Source organism: Ectopseudomonas oleovorans (assembly GCF_029845265.1).
In the GTDB taxonomy this organism is placed as follows: domain Bacteria; phylum Pseudomonadota; class Gammaproteobacteria; order Pseudomonadales; family Pseudomonadaceae; genus Aquipseudomonas; species Aquipseudomonas oleovorans.
On sequence record NZ_JAOCLK010000066.1, the window covers coordinates 1 to 14,668 of the forward strand.

At 62.1% G+C, this 14,668-nt stretch carries 15 protein-coding genes and 1 pseudogene; 12 read left to right on the forward strand and 4 right to left on the reverse strand.

The window, feature by feature from the left end:
* The first annotated feature begins 528 nt into the window (after positions 1-528).
* Positions 529-747, forward strand: coding sequence for a bacterioferritin-associated ferredoxin (locus N5J71_RS21120; protein WP_004423711.1), 219 nt, complete (start codon positions 529-531; stop codon positions 745-747).
* Between the two features lie 71 nt (positions 748-818).
* Here N5J71_RS21120 and N5J71_RS21125 read toward each other — a convergent pair whose 3' ends face one another.
* Both N5J71_RS21125 and N5J71_RS21130 read right to left on the reverse strand, forming a co-directional pair.
* Positions 819-1,190 carry a DUF5064 family protein gene (locus N5J71_RS21125; protein ID WP_074859419.1) on the reverse strand — a complete coding sequence of 124 codons (372 nt, stop codon included), beginning with the start codon at positions 1,188-1,190 and terminating at the stop codon, positions 819-821.
* 95 nt (positions 1,191-1,285) lie between these two features.
* Positions 1,286-1,603 (reverse strand): DUF2288 domain-containing protein, encoded by a 318-nt coding sequence (locus N5J71_RS21130; RefSeq protein ID WP_004423705.1) that lies wholly within the window; start codon positions 1,601-1,603, stop codon positions 1,286-1,288.
* Positions 1,604-1,898: 295 nt separating this feature from the next.
* Between N5J71_RS21130 and N5J71_RS21135 the strand changes: the two genes are divergently transcribed.
* The 6 genes from N5J71_RS21135 (at position 1,899) to N5J71_RS21160 (ending at position 7,961) form a co-directional block, all read left to right on the forward strand.
* The gene (locus N5J71_RS21135) at positions 1,899-3,017 is read left to right on the forward strand and encodes a branched-chain amino acid ABC transporter substrate-binding protein (RefSeq protein ID WP_004423702.1); all 1,119 of its coding nucleotides are present in this window, start codon (positions 1,899-1,901) and stop codon (positions 3,015-3,017) included.
* A 187-nt stretch (positions 3,018-3,204) separates the two neighbouring features.
* Positions 3,205-4,128 (forward strand): high-affinity branched-chain amino acid ABC transporter permease LivH, encoded by a 924-nt coding sequence (gene livH / locus N5J71_RS21140; RefSeq protein WP_279917594.1) that lies wholly within the window; start codon positions 3,205-3,207, stop codon positions 4,126-4,128.
* Positions 4,125-5,384 carry a high-affinity branched-chain amino acid ABC transporter permease LivM gene (locus tag N5J71_RS21145; protein ID WP_279917595.1) on the forward strand — a complete coding sequence of 420 codons (1,260 nt, stop codon included), beginning with the start codon at positions 4,125-4,127 and terminating at the stop codon, positions 5,382-5,384. Before livH ends, N5J71_RS21145 begins: the two co-directional genes overlap by 4 nt.
* On the forward strand, positions 5,381-6,148 hold the full coding sequence (gene livG / locus N5J71_RS21150) for a high-affinity branched-chain amino acid ABC transporter ATP-binding protein LivG (protein ID WP_079784284.1): 768 nt from the start codon (positions 5,381-5,383) through the stop codon (positions 6,146-6,148). The genes N5J71_RS21145 and livG overlap by 4 nt, the downstream gene beginning before the upstream one ends.
* A gap of 3 nt (positions 6,149-6,151) precedes the next feature.
* A complete protein-coding gene (locus N5J71_RS21155) occupies positions 6,152-6,853 on the forward strand; it encodes an ABC transporter ATP-binding protein (RefSeq protein WP_100547400.1) in 702 nt (233 codons plus the stop codon).
* A gap of 247 nt (positions 6,854-7,100) precedes the next feature.
* Complete coding sequence (locus N5J71_RS21160) at positions 7,101-7,961, forward strand: DUF6279 family lipoprotein (RefSeq protein WP_279917596.1); 861 nt, start codon at positions 7,101-7,103, stop codon at positions 7,959-7,961.
* Between the two features lie 19 nt (positions 7,962-7,980).
* Here N5J71_RS21160 and ung read toward each other — a convergent pair whose 3' ends face one another.
* Entirely contained in the window at positions 7,981-8,670 is a 690-nt protein-coding gene (gene ung, locus N5J71_RS21165; protein WP_279917597.1) for a uracil-DNA glycosylase, read from the reverse strand.
* Between the two features lie 236 nt (positions 8,671-8,906).
* Here ung and N5J71_RS21170 point away from each other — a divergent pair, with 236 nt between their 5' ends.
* Entirely contained in the window at positions 8,907-9,158 is a 252-nt protein-coding gene (locus N5J71_RS21170) for a hypothetical protein (RefSeq protein WP_004423680.1), read from the forward strand.
* An 89-nt stretch (positions 9,159-9,247) separates the two neighbouring features.
* On the opposite strand, the gene N5J71_RS21175 is transcribed toward N5J71_RS21170, so the two are convergent.
* Entirely contained in the window at positions 9,248-10,123 is an 876-nt protein-coding gene (locus N5J71_RS21175) for an AraC family transcriptional regulator (protein ID WP_424960907.1), read from the reverse strand.
* A gap of 258 nt (positions 10,124-10,381) precedes the next feature.
* Here N5J71_RS21175 and N5J71_RS21180 point away from each other — a divergent pair.
* From N5J71_RS21180 to N5J71_RS21195, 4 genes and pseudogenes are all read left to right on the forward strand, one after another.
* Positions 10,382-11,272, forward strand: a pseudogene (locus N5J71_RS21180) (aldehyde dehydrogenase family protein); the annotation flags it as partial.
* A 91-nt stretch (positions 11,273-11,363) separates the two neighbouring features.
* Positions 11,364-12,611 carry an ABC transporter substrate-binding protein gene (locus N5J71_RS21185; RefSeq protein WP_074859404.1) on the forward strand — a complete coding sequence of 416 codons (1,248 nt, stop codon included), beginning with the start codon at positions 11,364-11,366 and terminating at the stop codon, positions 12,609-12,611.
* A 6-nt stretch (positions 12,612-12,617) separates the two neighbouring features.
* Positions 12,618-13,781 (forward strand): acyl-CoA dehydrogenase family protein, encoded by a 1,164-nt coding sequence (locus tag N5J71_RS21190; protein WP_074859401.1) that lies wholly within the window; start codon positions 12,618-12,620, stop codon positions 13,779-13,781.
* A 57-nt stretch (positions 13,782-13,838) separates the two neighbouring features.
* Positions 13,839-14,657, forward strand: coding sequence for an enoyl-CoA hydratase (locus tag N5J71_RS21195; protein WP_084341857.1), 819 nt, complete (start codon positions 13,839-13,841; stop codon positions 14,655-14,657).
* The last annotated feature ends 11 nt before the right edge of the window (positions 14,658-14,668 follow it).

Here is a 14,668-nt window from a genome sequence, read left to right on the forward strand (position 1 = left end):
TAAAAAGCATCGCCAGCAAGCTGGCTCCTACGAAAAGCGCCCCCTCTACTGCAAGTAGGAAGGGGTGGTGACGAACTTATCTGATCAGCATTAGGCGTCCGCCGGTTTTTTTAGGTTCTACGCATAGTTTTGGGAAAGTGCAGATTGGCACCGGACTGGCAAGTTTGTGTGTTCTGCGTGCAGCGCTATTTATCTCTGGACCAAGATCATTAGCGTGTCGATCTTTCGTCTTGGTTTCGCCCCTCACGGGCGTGTCAAGGTGTGGCGCCCGTAAGGGGCGCAACCCAAACGCTCAGTGGACTCGGTAATGGATAGTGCTAAGCCCGTGAGCAATACGCACACAAACTTGCCAGTCCGGTGTCAAAAGTATCCTCCCCGCGAAAACTCAAAGACCTTTTCTACCCGCCCCTGCCGAAAGCTGAACCGTTCGTCAGACACTGCGAGCATTCGCAATCGATATTTGACAAGCATTCTCATTAACATTAGTATCCGATCCATCGAACAGAACCACCAAGACGAGCCTTGCTTATGTACGTCTGCCTCTGTGAAGGTGTCACCGATACTCAAATCCGCGATGCGGTCTACGAGGGCTGCTGCAGCTATCGTGAAGTGCGCGGCACGCTCGGCATCGCCAGCCAGTGCGGCAAGTGCGCTTGCCTGGCCAAGCAGGTCGTGCGCGAAACCATCGCCGAAGTGCAAAGTAGTCAAGCCTCGCTGGCCTACCCTGCAGGTTTCGTCGCAGCCTGAAACACGCCCCCGAAAATGAAAAAACCGGATCTCAGCATCCGGTTTTTTTTCGTCCTCGAACAGCCATAGGGTTACGCCAGGCCGTCGCGCTCCAGGTGGTCGAGGTCCACCGCTTCACCCGGCTTGGCGTGCAGCTTGGCGCGAATGTCCTCGAAGATCGCATCGTATTCGGCATGCGCCCGCATGATCGGGCTATGGTTGGGCGGCAGGCCATGCTTGGCCACCAAGCGGGAAATCACGCTGGCGAAGTTGAACGCGGTATCGCGATGCATTTCGAAGACTTCCTCGAATGCCCTGCCCTCTATCTCGCCAACCAGGCGCCCATGCAGCATGGGCCCTTCTTGCGAATCCTCGCGCACCTCATAGTAGAAATCGATGCTGTAACCGGGTTGCCCGCCCAGGCCAGGCGGATTGCTGCGATGCAGGTGACCAGGTTCGAACATGGGGCTCACTCCTTTGCCGTGGCGCTGCGAGAAACTCCCTCACGGGAGTGTGCGAAGAGTCTAGCTCGCTGCTCACAGCCCTGCAGCGCGCCATTTCAGTGCAAGGTCGAATCCTCTGCCCTTTCCTGTACCAACACCCAGGGGGCGACCACGACTGCCCACAACTGCGGGTCACGCGAGAGCAGATCTTCGGCACGTGAATCTTCGAGCTTGCACAGCAGGCCTTGGTTCATCCATTGCGCAACTCGAGCCTGATCGTTCTCGGCCACAGCCTGCGCGACCGCCACCAGATCCTGGCCACCCTCGACCCAAAGCAGCGCACCACGCGCGAAGAACGGCTGCAGTTCCTGCCAACGAATCGGCGCTGTCTCACCGAGCAGCTTGGCATAGAGGGTGCTAGATTGATCCGTCATGGTGTGTCCCGTGTCGATGGCTTTGAATGCAGGCGCGCAATGATAGCGCCGACAACTACCCTGGCAACCGCGCGACGCTCGCCAGCCGACTTAGGCCACGCCGTTTTTCTATACATTCCTTGCAATTTAGCGACAACCCCACGTTTCGCCTCCAGTTGCCGGCTTTTCAAGGCGCAAATCCGCGCTCTACACTGTTCCGGTACAGTTGCCGGAGGCATTACCGGGGTAACGGACCCGGTTCTGCAGCTTCGGCCGCAAGAACTACAACAACGAAAAACATAAGAGTGGAGCACTCATGAACAAGGCTAAGCAGATTTCCAAGCTGTTCGCGGCAATGGCACTGGCGGGGGCGGCCAGCTATTCGATGGCGGCCGACAACATCAAGATCGGTCTGGCCGGTCCGGTGACCGGTGCAGTGGCTCAGTACGGCGAAATGCAGTTCATCGGCGCCAAGATGGCCATCGAACAGATCAACAAGGCCGGCGGCGTGAATGGCGCCCAGCTCGAAGGCGTGGTCTACGACGACGCGTGCGATCCGAAGCAGGCCGTGGCCGTGGCCAACAAGATCGTCAACGACGGCGTCAAATTCGTGGTTGGCCACCTGTGCTCCAGCTCCACTCAACCGGCTTCGGATATCTACGAAGACGAAGGCATCCTGATGATCACCGCGGCGTCCACCAGCCCGGACATCACTGCTCGCGGCTACGAACTGGTGTTCCGCACCATCGGTCTGGACAGCCTGCAAGGCCCGACCGCCGGCAACTTCATCGCCGATCACATCAAGCCGCAGACCGTTGCCGTCATTCACGACAAGCAGCAGTACGGTGAGGGCATTGCCACTGCGGTCAAGCAGACCCTGGAAGGCAAAGGCGTGAAAGTCGCCCTGTTCGAAGGCATCAACGCCGGCGACAAGGATTTCTCCGCGCTGATCGCCAAGCTCAACCAGGCTGGTGTCGACTTCGTCTACTACGGTGGCTACCACCCGGAACTGGGCCTGCTGCTGCGCCAGACCAAAGAGCGTGGCCTGAACGTCAAGTTCATGGGCCCGGAAGGTGTGGGCAACAAGGAAATCTCGGCCATCGCCGGCCCGGCTTCCGAAGGCCTGCTGGTCACCCTGCCGAAGTCCTTCGACCAGGATCCGAAGAACCAGGCGCTGGTCGAGGCCTTCAAGGCCAAGAACGAAGACCCGAGCGGCCCGTTCGTGTTCCCGGCCTATGCGGCCGTTCAGGTCATCGCCGAAGGCATCGAGAAAGCTGGCGACACCGATACCGCCAAGGTCGCCGCTGCCCTGCGCGCCAACAGCTTCGACACCCCCACCGGCACCCTGGCCTTCGATGAGAAGGGCGACCTGAAGGACTTCAGCTTCGTGGTGTACGAGTGGCACCAGGACGGCACCAAGTCCGAAGCCAAGTAACCCCCGCCGAAGAAACTGATTCACGAGCTAGCGCCCGCCATTAACCCGGCGGGCGCCACGCGTAGCAGCTCATGAACAGGTTCTGAACCCAGAGCCCACTGCAGAAGTGGGCTTTGTTTATTAGAAGAATTCCGGCCTCGCGCTGCGCCACAAGCGCCGCTTTACGCAAGCGCCCAGGAGTTAGGCAATGCCTGATCTTTACCACTACCTACAGCAACTGCTCAATGGCCTGACCATTGGCAGTACCTATGCCCTGATCGCCATCGGCTACACCATGGTCTACGGCATCATCGGCATGATCAACTTCGCCCATGGCGAGGTTTACATGATCGGCTCGTACATAGCCTTCACCGTTATCGCCGGCCTCGCCATGTTCGGCCTGGACGCCGTGCCCTTCGTGATGATCGCGGCCTTCGCCGCCACCATGATCGTCACCAGCGCCTACGGTTACAGTATCGAACGGGTGGCCTACCGCCCCCTGCGCGGCGGCAATCGTCTGATCCCGCTGATCTCCGCGATCGGTATGTCGATCTTCTTGCAGAACGCGGTGTTGCTCTCACAGGACTCCAAGGACAAGGCCATTCCCAGCCTGCTGCCCGGCAATTTCGTCTTCGGTGAAAGCGCCGCCAACGGCGTGGTGGTGTCCTACATGCAGGTGCTGATCTTCATCGTCACCTTCGTCACCATGATCGGCCTGACCCTGTTCATCTCCCGTTCGCGCCTGGGCCGCGCTTGCCGCGCCTGCGCCGAAGACCTGAAGATGGCCAACCTGCTCGGTATCAACACCAACAACATCATCGCCCTGACCTTCGTCATCGGTGCGGCGCTGGCCGCCATCGCCTCGGTGCTGCTGGGCATGAACTACGGCGTGATCAACCCGCACCTGGGCTTCCTCGCCGGCATTAAGGCCTTCACCGCTGCGGTATTGGGCGGCATCGGCAGCATCCCTGGCGCGGTACTCGGCGGCCTGCTGCTGGGCGTGGCCGAAGCCTTCGGCGCCGATATCTTCGGTGATCAATACAAGGACGTGGTGGCGTTCAGCCTGCTGGTACTGGTGCTGCTGTTCCGTCCGACTGGCATCCTTGGCCGCCCGGAGGTGGAAAAGGTATGAGCCGCAATATCAAATCCGCGATTTTCAGCGCCCTGCTGGTGCTGATCATCGCCTACCCGGTACTTGGCCTGAAACTCTCCACCGTCGGCATCAGCCTGCGCGTGGAAGGTGCCACCGCCTTCGAACTCTGGTGCATTGGCGGCGCTGCGGCGCTGGTCTTCCTCTGGCAATTGCTGCGTGACCGGCTGACTCCGGCCTGGGCCAAACTGCCCAAGCTGCCCAGTGGCTCCGGACAGATCGGCAACTTCCTCACCCTGCCCTCCACCCAACGCTGGATCATTCTGGCGATGGTCATGGTGGCGCTGGTGTGGCCGTTCTTCGCCAGCCGTGGTTCGGTGGATATCGCCACGCTGATCCTGATCTACGTGATGCTCGGCCTCGGCCTGAACATCGTCGTGGGTCTGGCCGGTCTGCTCGACCTGGGTTACGTCGGTTTCTACGCCGTAGGCGCCTACAGCTACGCGATCCTGGCGCACTACTTCGGCCTGGGCTTCTGGATCTGCCTGCCGCTGGCCGGCATGATGGCCGCGCTGTTCGGCTTCCTGCTGGGCTTCCCGGTGCTGCGTCTGCGCGGTGACTACCTGGCCATCGTGACCCTCGGCTTCGGCGAGATCATCCGCATCCTGCTGCGCAACCTGACCGAGTACACCGGCGGCCCCAACGGCCTGAGCATCGCCAACGAGAACAAGCCGACGCTGTTCGGTCTGTCCTTCGAGCGCCGCGTGCCAGCCGACATGCCGACCTTCCATGGCTACTTCGAAATCGCCTACAACTCGCAGTACAAGGTGATCTTCCTCTACCTGATCGCCCTGCTGCTGGTGCTGCTGACCCTGTTCCTGGTCAACCGCCTGCTGCGCATGCCGATCGGCCGTGCCTGGGAAGCGCTGCGTGAAGACGAGATTGCCTGCCGTGCGCTGGGCCTGAACCCGACCGTGATCAAGCTCTCGGCCTTCACCATCGGTGCCAGCCTGGCCGGTTTCGCCGGCAGCTTCTTCGCTGCCCGTCAGGGTCTGGTGACGCCGGAGTCGTTCACCTTCATCGAGTCGGCGATGATCCTCGCCATCGTGGTGCTGGGTGGCATGGGTTCACAGCTGGGCGTGATTCTCGCCGCCATCATCATGGTGATGCTGCAGGAGATGCGTGAGCTGAGCGAGTACCGCATGCTGTTCTTCGGTCTGGTCATGATCTTCATGATGATCTGGCGCCCGCAAGGGTTGCTGCCGATGCAACGTCCCCACCTGGAGCTGAAGCGATGAGCCGCACGATTCTCGAAGTAAGCGGCCTGTCCATGCGTTTCGGCGGCCTGCTGGCCGTCAACGGGGTGGGCCTGAACGTCAAGGAAAAGCAGGTGGTCTCGATGATCGGCCCGAACGGCGCCGGCAAGACCACCGTGTTCAACTGCCTGACCGGCTTCTACCAGCCGAGCTCCGGCAGCATCCGCCTCAATGGCGAAGCGATCGAAGGCCTGCCCGGCCACAAGATCGCTCGCAAAGGTGTGGTACGGACTTTCCAGAACGTACGTCTGTTCAAGGACATGACGGCAGTGGAAAACCTGCTGGTGGCCCAGCATCGCCACCTCAACACCGGCTACCTGGCCGGCCTGTTCAAGACCCCGGGGTTTCGCCGCAGCGAACGCGAGGCCATGGATTTTGCCGCCTACTGGCTGGAGCAGGTCAACCTGGTGGACTTCGCCAACCGTAGCGCCGGCACCCTGGCCTATGGTCAGCAGCGTCGCCTGGAAATCGCCCGCTGCATGATGACGCGCCCGAGCATCCTCATGCTCGACGAGCCGGCCGCCGGTCTCAACCCGCGTGAAACCGAAGACCTGAAAGCGCTGATCAGCGTGCTGCGTGACGAGCACAATGTCACCGTGCTGCTGATCGAGCACGACATGAAGCTGGTGATGAGCATTTCCGACCACATCTACGTGATCAACCAGGGCACTCCCCTGGCCGACGGCACGCCGGACGATATCCGCAACAACCCGGACGTGATCAAAGCCTATCTGGGGGAGGCGTAATCCATGCTCAGCTTCAACAACGTCTCAACCTTCTACGGCAAGATCCAGGCGCTGCACGATGTAAGCATCGAAGTGCAGAAAGGCGAGATCGTTACCCTGATCGGCGCCAACGGTGCCGGCAAGTCGACCCTGCTGATGACCCTGTGCGGCAACCCGCGCGCCACCAGTGGCAGCATCCGTTACATGGGTGAAGAGCTGGTGGGCATGGACACCCCGGAGATCATGCGCAAGAGCATCGCCATCGTGCCGGAAGGCCGTCGCGTGTTCGCCCGCCTGACCGTCGAGGAAAACCTGGCCATGGGCGGCTTCTTCGGTGACAAGGCGGACAATCAGGAGCAACTGGACAAGGTCCTGCACCTGTTCCCGCGCCTGAAGGAACGCTTCGCCCAACGCGCCGGCACCATGAGTGGCGGCGAGCAGCAGATGCTCGCCATCGGTCGTGCGTTGATGAGCAAGCCTAACCTGCTGCTGCTCGACGAGCCGTCGCTGGGTCTGGCGCCGATCATCATCCAGCAGATCTTCGACATCATCGAGCAACTGCGCAAAGACGGCGTGACCGTGTTCCTGGTCGAGCAGAACGCCAACCAGGCGCTGAAGCTGGCCGATCGCGGTTATGTGCTGGAGAACGGCCATATCGTCATGCGCGGCAGCGGCGAAGAGCTGCTCAACGACCCCAAGGTACGCGACGCCTACCTTGGCGGCTAAGCGCAACTTGCGACATCGGAACCGCCCTTCGGGGCGGTTTCTTTTTATCCGTGGGAGTGCCACGGCCCGCATTGACTGGGTCGCCCGCAAGCGGGCTCCTACAAACAACAAGACCACCGCCTCCTGTAGGAGCCGGCTTGCCGGCGATCATGGTCTGCTGGCGAACTCTTAAGCGAATATTTCCACCCTCTTGCGTCAAATGTACCGGGTATTAGTCTCAACAACTCTGCCCTCACGAGCCCAGATCATGCGCAAGCCTCTGCTCCTGCTACTGGCCATCACCCTGCTGCTGGGCGCCTGCAGTCGTGTCGGCCTGGCCTATCGCAACCTCGATTGGCTGATCCCGTGGAAGCTGGGCGACTACGTGGCGCTGACCAGCGAGCAGAGCGCCTGGCTCAAACCCCAACTGCAAGAACATTTGGCCTGGCATTGCAGCGTCGAGCTGCCGCGCTATCTCGACTGGCTGCAACGCAGTCAGCAGGCACTGAGCAGCCGTGACAGCGAGCTGATGGCCAGCCAGTTGGCCGACTTCGAACAAGCCATGCAGCGCATCGCCGTGGAAATAACCCCCAGCACCATCGAGCTGCTGCGTGGCCTCAGCCCGCGTCAGGTCGATCAGCTGTTGGCGGCCATGGACGAGCAAAACGCAAAGCTGCGTGAAGAGTTTCTCGAGCCGCCCGTGCAGGAGCAGATCAGCCGACGCGCCGAGCGCATGGAAGAGCGTCTGCAACCCTGGTTCGGCACCCTCAACGCCGAGCAGCGCGAGCGGGTGCAGCGCTGGGCACAGAGCCTGGGCGAGCAGAACCAGGTCTGGCTGGAAAACCGCATGGCCTGGCAACAGGCTCTGCGTGAGGCGTTGGAAGTACGCCGTGGCGACGACTTCACCCCCCGCATGACCGCCCTGCTGCAACAGCGCGAGCGCTTCTACACCAGCGCCTACCAGGCCAGCTTTGATAAGAATCGTCAGGTCATGGCCGAGATGATCGTCGACCTGGTCGATCAGGCTGACTCAAAACAGATGGAGCGAGCCGACAAGCGCCTGCAAAGCCTTCACGCCGACCTGGCCGCGCAGCAGTGCACGGCTGATCAGGCAGTTGCGCGGCGCTAGGCAGGCCTCGGAAACGGGCTCAGAGCGCCGGTAAACGCCAGTCGATGGGCTGCATGCCGTTCTGACTGAGAAACTGGTTGCAGCGACTGAAATGGCCATTGCCGATAAAGCCGCGATGCGCCGACAGCGGCGACGGATGCGGCGAGCGCAGCACCAGATGCTTGGTCGGGTCGATCAGGCGCTGCTTGCTTTGCGCATGGCTGCCCCAGAGCAGGAACACCAGCTTGTCCTGATGCTCGCTGACCACTTCGATCACCCGGTCGGTAAAGAACTGCCAGCCCTTGCCCGCGTGCGAGCCAGCGTTGGCGCGCTCGACGGTCAGCGAGGTATTGAGCAGCAGCACGCCTTGATCGGCCCAGCTCTGCAGGTAACCATGGGCTGGGATGTCGATGTTCAGGTCGCGCTTGAGCTCCTTGTAGATATTCACCAGCGACGGCGGCGTCTGCACGCCCGGCTGCACCGAGAAGCACAGGCCGTGTGCCTGACCGGGGCCGTGATACGGGTCCTGGCCGATGATCACCACCTTGACCTGATCCAGCGGCGTGGAGTTAAGCGCATTGAAGATCAGCGGACCCGGCGGAAAAATTTCCTTGCCGGCCGCCTTCTCCGCCTGCAGGAACGCACGCAGCTCGCTCATGTAAGGCTTGTCGAACTCCTCACGCAGCGCGTGTTTCCAGCTGGCTTCGAGCTTGATGCGATCGTCGGTCATGCGTTTTTCCTGCAGGGTCAAAACAAGTGCAGGCACGCTAGTGAAGGGGGCCGGGCAAGTCAAGGCAACAGCTGTGCATCGGCTTTAGGCCAAGGCTCTGCTAGCATTTCAATACGCCGCTGCGGTACCACGGAAATCCCCGCCATCATGTCGCTGTCCCCCGAAGCCATCCGCTTCGCTCTGCTCACCCGTTTTCTCAAAGGTCAGGCAAAAGTGCCGGCGACATCGGTGCACTGGTGCTGACACGCTGGCAGGTGCCGACCACGCTGATCGAGTGCGCCAGGCAACGTAACAAATGGCTGCACGATCACGACGGCGAAGCCGACCTGACCGACCTGGCGCTGCTGGCCAGCGCGTTGCAGATACAACCGGCGAACCTGTCCGAGCCCCTGCCCGCGCAGCGCCGGCTGGGGTTTGAACAACCACTGGCCGGCCTGCGCGAAGAGCTGCTGGCCGAGCAACAGCTGTGGCTGCGCATGCTGGCCTGAGCACCTCTGGCCGATAGATCACGTTGCCTTGATTACCCAGGGGGTATTCAGGGCGCAACCTGCCCCGAGCAAGATATGCCGGGCCTCCCCTACCCCTGATGCAGTGCCCGGTAATGACTGGGCGCCATACCCACCACCTTGCGAAACAGCCGTGAGAAGTAATAGGGATCGTCGTAGCCAAGCTGCTCGGCGACCTGGCGCACTTCGGCGTCGCCTCGATCGAGCAGACGGCAGGCCAGGGCCATCTTCAACTGGATGAAGTCCTGGATCGGCGCATGGCCGGTCAGCGCGCGGTAGGTCTTGGCGAAATGAAAGCGCGACAGCTTGAACTGTGCAGCCAGCTCATCAAGGTTGAGGCTGCCGTGCAGGTGCTCGCGCATCACTGCCTGCACCGCCTCGATATCCAGCACGCGGCCGGACTTGAGGTTGACCCGCGCCGGCAGCACGGCCAGCGAGCTGAGCATCGCCTGCAAACGGTGCGCAGCATGGATGAAGGGCAAAGCGTTGAGGCCCTGGCGCTGCAAACCCAGCAACGCCTCGAAATCACCGATCAGCCTGGGCTGCACGCCGATACGCCGCAGCGTCTGCGCGCCCAGCAGGCGCAGAAAGTCCTCGCTGAGGCTGCCGTCGAAGTGCACCCAGTAGATCGTCCAGGGGTTATGCAGGTCAGCGCCATAGGCATGCGGCGCGTCCTTGGGCAGCAGCAGCAGATCGCCAGCAGCGACCTCAAATCGTCCATCCGATGTTTCCAACCACCCCTTGCCCGAGCGGCAGTAGATCAGCAGATGGTCATCCGGTTGCGCGCGGCGCATCTGGTGACCGGTTGCATCGGGGTAGAAACCGATGGCCAATGGATAGCACCCAGCGCTCAAGGCATGGCGTGCCAACAAGCGGCGCAACCGCGGAGGCGTGATGAAGCGTTGCCCACCGACGGGCAACGGCCAATTGGAGGTTTCCACCCGCATCCCCACTGCATCACTCCTTTGCATCCCGATCGAATGACAAGATCGTCCATCCCAAGACCAAGATCGTCAATCCACAAGCGGACATCGAGTGGCTATAAAGACCTCATACAAGAACAACAGGAGGCGACCATGCCCCGCACGCTACCGCAACTGATCGACGGCCAATGGCAAACCAGCCAGGCTCGTGAGCTGATCGAAGTGACCGACCCGCCCACCCAGGAACTAATCACCCTCGCCCCCAAAGCCACTGCCAGGGAAATCGAGGCCGGCGCGCCGATCGGCGTACTGCAGATATTGCATGGCGGCCGCGAGCAGGTCGATGCGCTGCTGGTGCACCCGCTGGTGCGCGCGGTGTCCTTAGTCGGCTCGGTAACGGTGGGCCAGCATGTCTACCGCAGCGGCACCCAGCACCTGAAGCGCGTGCAGTCCTTCGCCGGGGCCAAGAACCACATGGTGATCATGCCGGACGCACCGAAGGATCAGGTGCTCAGCAACCTGATCGGCGCCAGTTGCGGCGCGGCCGGGCAACGCTGCATGGCGATCAGCGTAGCGGTGTTCGTCGGCGAGTCGAAACAGTGGATCGACGAGTTGGCCGAACAGATGGCCGCCTACGGCCCGCTGATCAGCCCGCTGGCACGCCAGCGCGTGCTGCGCCTGATCGAACAGGGCAAGGCCGAAGGCGCCGAATGCCTGCTCGACGGTTCGCAGTGCACGGTGGAGGGATACCCCAATGGCAACTGGGTCGGGCCGACGCTGTTCCGTGGCGTGACGACGAAGATGGGCCTGTACCGCGAAGAGATCTTCGGACCGGTGCTGGTGTGCATGCAGCTCGACACCCTGGAAGAGGCCATCGCACTGGTCAACGCCAGCCCCTACGGCAACGGCACCAGCCTGTTCACCCGCTCCGGCGGCGCTGCGCGGCATTTCCAGCATGCGGTGGAAGTCGGCCAGGTGGGCATCAACGTGCCGATTCCGGTACCGCTGCCGTTCTTTTCCTTCACCGGCTGGAAGGGCTCGTTCTACGACGACCTGCACGCCTACGGCAAGCAGGCGTTGCGCTTCTACACCGAAACCAAAACCGTGACCAGTCGCTGGTTCGACGACACGCCGCTTGAGGCCGGGCCGAACATGACCATTCAACTGAAATGAGAACAGCGTTCTTATTAGACGAAAAGACGATCACGAGAACTGGACAAGCGGCGTAAAAAGACTCTGCAGAACAACAACAAGGAGAACTGCAATGCGCCACCTGTCTGCCACGCTGGCCCTGTGGGCCGCACTTACCGCCTGTGCGCAGGCTGCCGAGCCGATCACCCTCGGCCTCAATTACCCGCGCACCGGACCATATAAGGAAGAGGGATTGGCGCAGATGCGTGGAGCCCTGCTGGCCATCGATGAAATCAACGCTGCAGGCGGTGTACTGGGCCGACCTTTGCGCCTGTCCAGCAAGGACACCGCCTCGCGGCCGGCCAAGGCCGAGAAGAACGTCGATAAGCTGGCCGCCGAAGGTGCGGCGATGCTCTTCGGTGGCGCCTCCAGCGCGGTCGCCATCGCCGCAGGCAAGCGCGCCAAGCAGCACGGTCTGCTGTACTTCGGCACCCTTACCTACTCCAACGACACCACTGGCAAGGACGGCCATCGCTACATGTTCCGCGAGTGCAACAACGCCTGGATGAGCGCTCAGGTGCTCGGCCAGTACCTGAACAAGACCTTGCCGAACAAACGCTACTTCTACGTCACTGCCGACTACACCTGGGGCCACACCACCGAAGCTTCACTGCGCCAGGCCACGGCCAGTGACAACGTGGGCCAGCATGCCGGGGTTCGCACGCCCTTCCCCGGCGCGCGCCTGGCCGACTATACCGATGCCCTGACCCAGGCCGCGGCGAGCAATGCCGAGATCCTTGCCCTGGTACTGTTTGGTGAAGACCTGGTGCGTGCCATGCGCATTGCCCATGACCTGGGCCTGACCAGCCGTATGCAGATCGTCGCCCCGAACCTGACCCAAAGCATGGTCGAACAAGCCGGCCCCGGTTTGATGCAGGGTGTGATCGGTACCGAGCCCTGGACCTGGCGCGTACCGGCGCTGGAGAAATCTGCCCGTGGTGAAGCCTTCGTCGAAGCCTTCAGGACTCGCTACGAGATGTATCCCTCCAGCTCTGCAGCCTCGGCCTACAGCATCGTGCAGCAATGGGCCGATGCCGCCACCCGAGCCAGGAGCCTCGACAGCGAAGCCCTGATCAAGGCGCTGGAAGGCCATCGCTACACCTTGCTCAAGGATGAACAGCAATGGCGTGCCTTCGATCACCAGAACCTGCAGACGGTCTATGCCGTGAAGGTAAAAAACCGCGACGAGGTACTCAAGGACCCGCTCAAGCAGGACTACTTCGAGATCGTCGACCGCCTCGACGCCAGCAGCGCCCTGCCCAGCCTCGCCGACTGGCAGGCCGAGCGCCGCGCAGCCGGCCAACCCCTGACCTTGCAATGAGATGCCATGGACTTCGAACTCAGTGACGAACAACGCCTGCTTACCGACAGCGCACGTGCCTTCGCCGCACGGGAGCTGGCGCCCCACGCCGCCGACTGGGATCGCGAGCAGCACTTCCCCGTCGAGGTGATTCGTCGCGCCGCCGAGCAGGGCTACCTGGCCCTGTATCTGCGCGAAGAGGATAGCGGCCTGGGCCTGTCCAGGCTGTCCAGCTCACTGATTTTCGAACAACTGGCGGCTGGCTGCGTGGCCACCACCGCCTACCTGACCATCCACAACATGGCCACCTGGATACTCGCCAGCTTCGCCGACCAGGCACTGAAGGATGCCTGGTTGCCGGAGCTGATCAACGGCCAGTCACTGGCCTCCTACTGCCTGACCGAACCGGACGCCGGCTCCGACGCCGCCAACTTGCGCACCCGTGCCCGCCGCGCTGGCGACGACTACGTGATCGACGGCAGCAAGTGCTTCATCTCCGGCGCAGGCAGTACCGACGTGCTGATCGTCATGGCGCGCAGCGGCGAGGACGGCGCCAAGGGCATCTCCTGCTTCCTGGTACCCGCCGACACCCCTGGCGTGCGCTACGGGCGCAACGAAGACAAGATGGGTTGGAAGGCGCAGCCGACCCGCACCATCACCTTCGAGGGCGTACGTATTCCCGCCAGCCACCGTATCGGCCCGGAAGGCGAAGGCTTCGTCTATGCTATGAAGGGCCTCAACGGCGGTCGTCTGAATATCGCCAGTTGCTCGCTCGGTGCAGCTCAGGCGGCGCTGCAACAGAGCCTGCGCTATGTCGAGGAACGCAAGCAGTTCGGCAAGCCGCTCAGCCAGTTCCAGGCCTTGCAGTTCAAGCTGGCCGACATGCTCACCGACCTCACCGCCAGCCGGCAGATGGTGCGCCTGGCCGCGCACAAGCTCGACCATGGGCATGGCGAAGCCAGCCTGTATTGCGCCATGGCCAAGCGCTTCGCCACCGACCACTGCTTCAACGTCTGCAACGAAGCCCTGCAACTGCATGGCGGTTATGGCTATCTGAATGATTACCCGCTGGAACGCTGGGTGCGTGACGCCCGCGTGCACCAGATACTGGAAGGCACCAACGAAATCATGCGGGTGATCGTCGCTCGCCGCCTGCTGCAACAAGGCGGCATGCTAGATCACCTGCTGTAACTGCTTAAATCCCTCTCCCATGAATGGGAGTGGAAAGATAATTGACGAGGAATCGTTATGAGCACAGCAATCGAAACCTATAAATCCGGCATCTTCGACCTGACCCACAAGCTCACCGTGGAGAAGCATGGCCATACCGCGCTGATCACCATCAATCATCCACCTGCCAACACCTGGGACCGCGACTCGCTGATCGGCCTCAAGCAGGTGGTCGGGCACCTCAACCGTGACGACGAGGTGTACGCCCTGGTGGTGACCGGCCAGGGGCCGAAGTTCTTTTCCGCCGGTGCCGACCTGAACATGTTCACCGATGGCGACAAGGCCCATGCCCGCGAGATGGCCCGACGCTTTGGCGAGGCCTTCGAGACCCTGCGCGATTTCCGCGGCGTGTCCATCGCCGCGATCAACGGCTACGCCATGGGCGGCGGCCTGGAGTGCGCGCTGGCCTGCGATATCCGCATCGCCGAACGCCAGGCACAGATGGCCCTGCCGGAAGCCTCCGTGGGTCTGTTGCCCTGCGCCGGCGGCACCCAAGCCCTGCCCTGGCTGATCGGCGAAGGCTGGGCCAAGCGCATGATCCTCTGCGGCGAACGCATCGACGCCGAAACCGCCCTGCGCATCGGCCTGATCGAGCAGGTGGTGGATACCGGCGAAGCCCGTGGCACCGCACTGCTGCTGGCCTCCAAGGTGGCGCGGCAAAGCCCGGTGGCGGTACGTACCATCAAACCGCTGATCCAGGGCGCACGCGAGCGCGGCCCGAACACCTGGCTGCCAGAGGAACGCGAGCGCTTCGTCGACCTGTTCGATGCCGACGACACCCGCGAAGGGGTCAACGCCTTTCTGGAAAAACGCGATCCGCAGTGGCGCAACAAATGATCCGCAGCATC

What these genes read in the sequence shown, in the direction of transcription:
- N5J71_RS21120 (WP_004423711.1), top strand. Translation starts at nt 529, where the DNA reads ATGTACGTCTGCCTCTGTGAAGGTGTCACCGATACTCAAATCCGCGAT.
- N5J71_RS21190 (WP_074859401.1), top strand. Translation starts at nt 12,618, where the DNA reads ATGGACTTCGAACTCAGTGACGAACAACGCCTGCTTACCGACAGCGCA.
- N5J71_RS21160 (WP_279917596.1), top strand. Translation starts at nt 7,101, where the DNA reads ATGCGCAAGCCTCTGCTCCTGCTACTGGCCATCACCCTGCTGCTGGGC.
- N5J71_RS21125 (WP_074859419.1), bottom strand. Translation starts at nt 1,190, where the DNA reads ATGTTCGAACCTGGTCACCTGCATCGCAGCAATCCGCCTGGCCTGGGC.
- N5J71_RS21155 (WP_100547400.1), top strand. Translation starts at nt 6,152, where the DNA reads ATGCTCAGCTTCAACAACGTCTCAACCTTCTACGGCAAGATCCAGGCG.
- N5J71_RS21195 (WP_084341857.1), top strand. Translation starts at nt 13,839, where the DNA reads ATGAGCACAGCAATCGAAACCTATAAATCCGGCATCTTCGACCTGACC.
- ung (WP_279917597.1), bottom strand. Translation starts at nt 8,670, where the DNA reads ATGACCGACGATCGCATCAAGCTCGAAGCCAGCTGGAAACACGCGCTG.
- N5J71_RS21145 (WP_279917595.1), top strand. Translation starts at nt 4,125, where the DNA reads ATGAGCCGCAATATCAAATCCGCGATTTTCAGCGCCCTGCTGGTGCTG.
- N5J71_RS21135 (WP_004423702.1), top strand. Translation starts at nt 1,899, where the DNA reads ATGAACAAGGCTAAGCAGATTTCCAAGCTGTTCGCGGCAATGGCACTG.
- N5J71_RS21185 (WP_074859404.1), top strand. Translation starts at nt 11,364, where the DNA reads ATGCGCCACCTGTCTGCCACGCTGGCCCTGTGGGCCGCACTTACCGCC.
- N5J71_RS21130 (WP_004423705.1), bottom strand. Translation starts at nt 1,603, where the DNA reads ATGACGGATCAATCTAGCACCCTCTATGCCAAGCTGCTCGGTGAGACA.
- livH (WP_279917594.1), top strand. Translation starts at nt 3,205, where the DNA reads ATGCCTGATCTTTACCACTACCTACAGCAACTGCTCAATGGCCTGACC.
- N5J71_RS21175 (WP_424960907.1), bottom strand. Translation starts at nt 10,123, where the DNA reads ATGCGGGTGGAAACCTCCAATTGGCCGTTGCCCGTCGGTGGGCAACGC.
- livG (WP_079784284.1), top strand. Translation starts at nt 5,381, where the DNA reads ATGAGCCGCACGATTCTCGAAGTAAGCGGCCTGTCCATGCGTTTCGGC.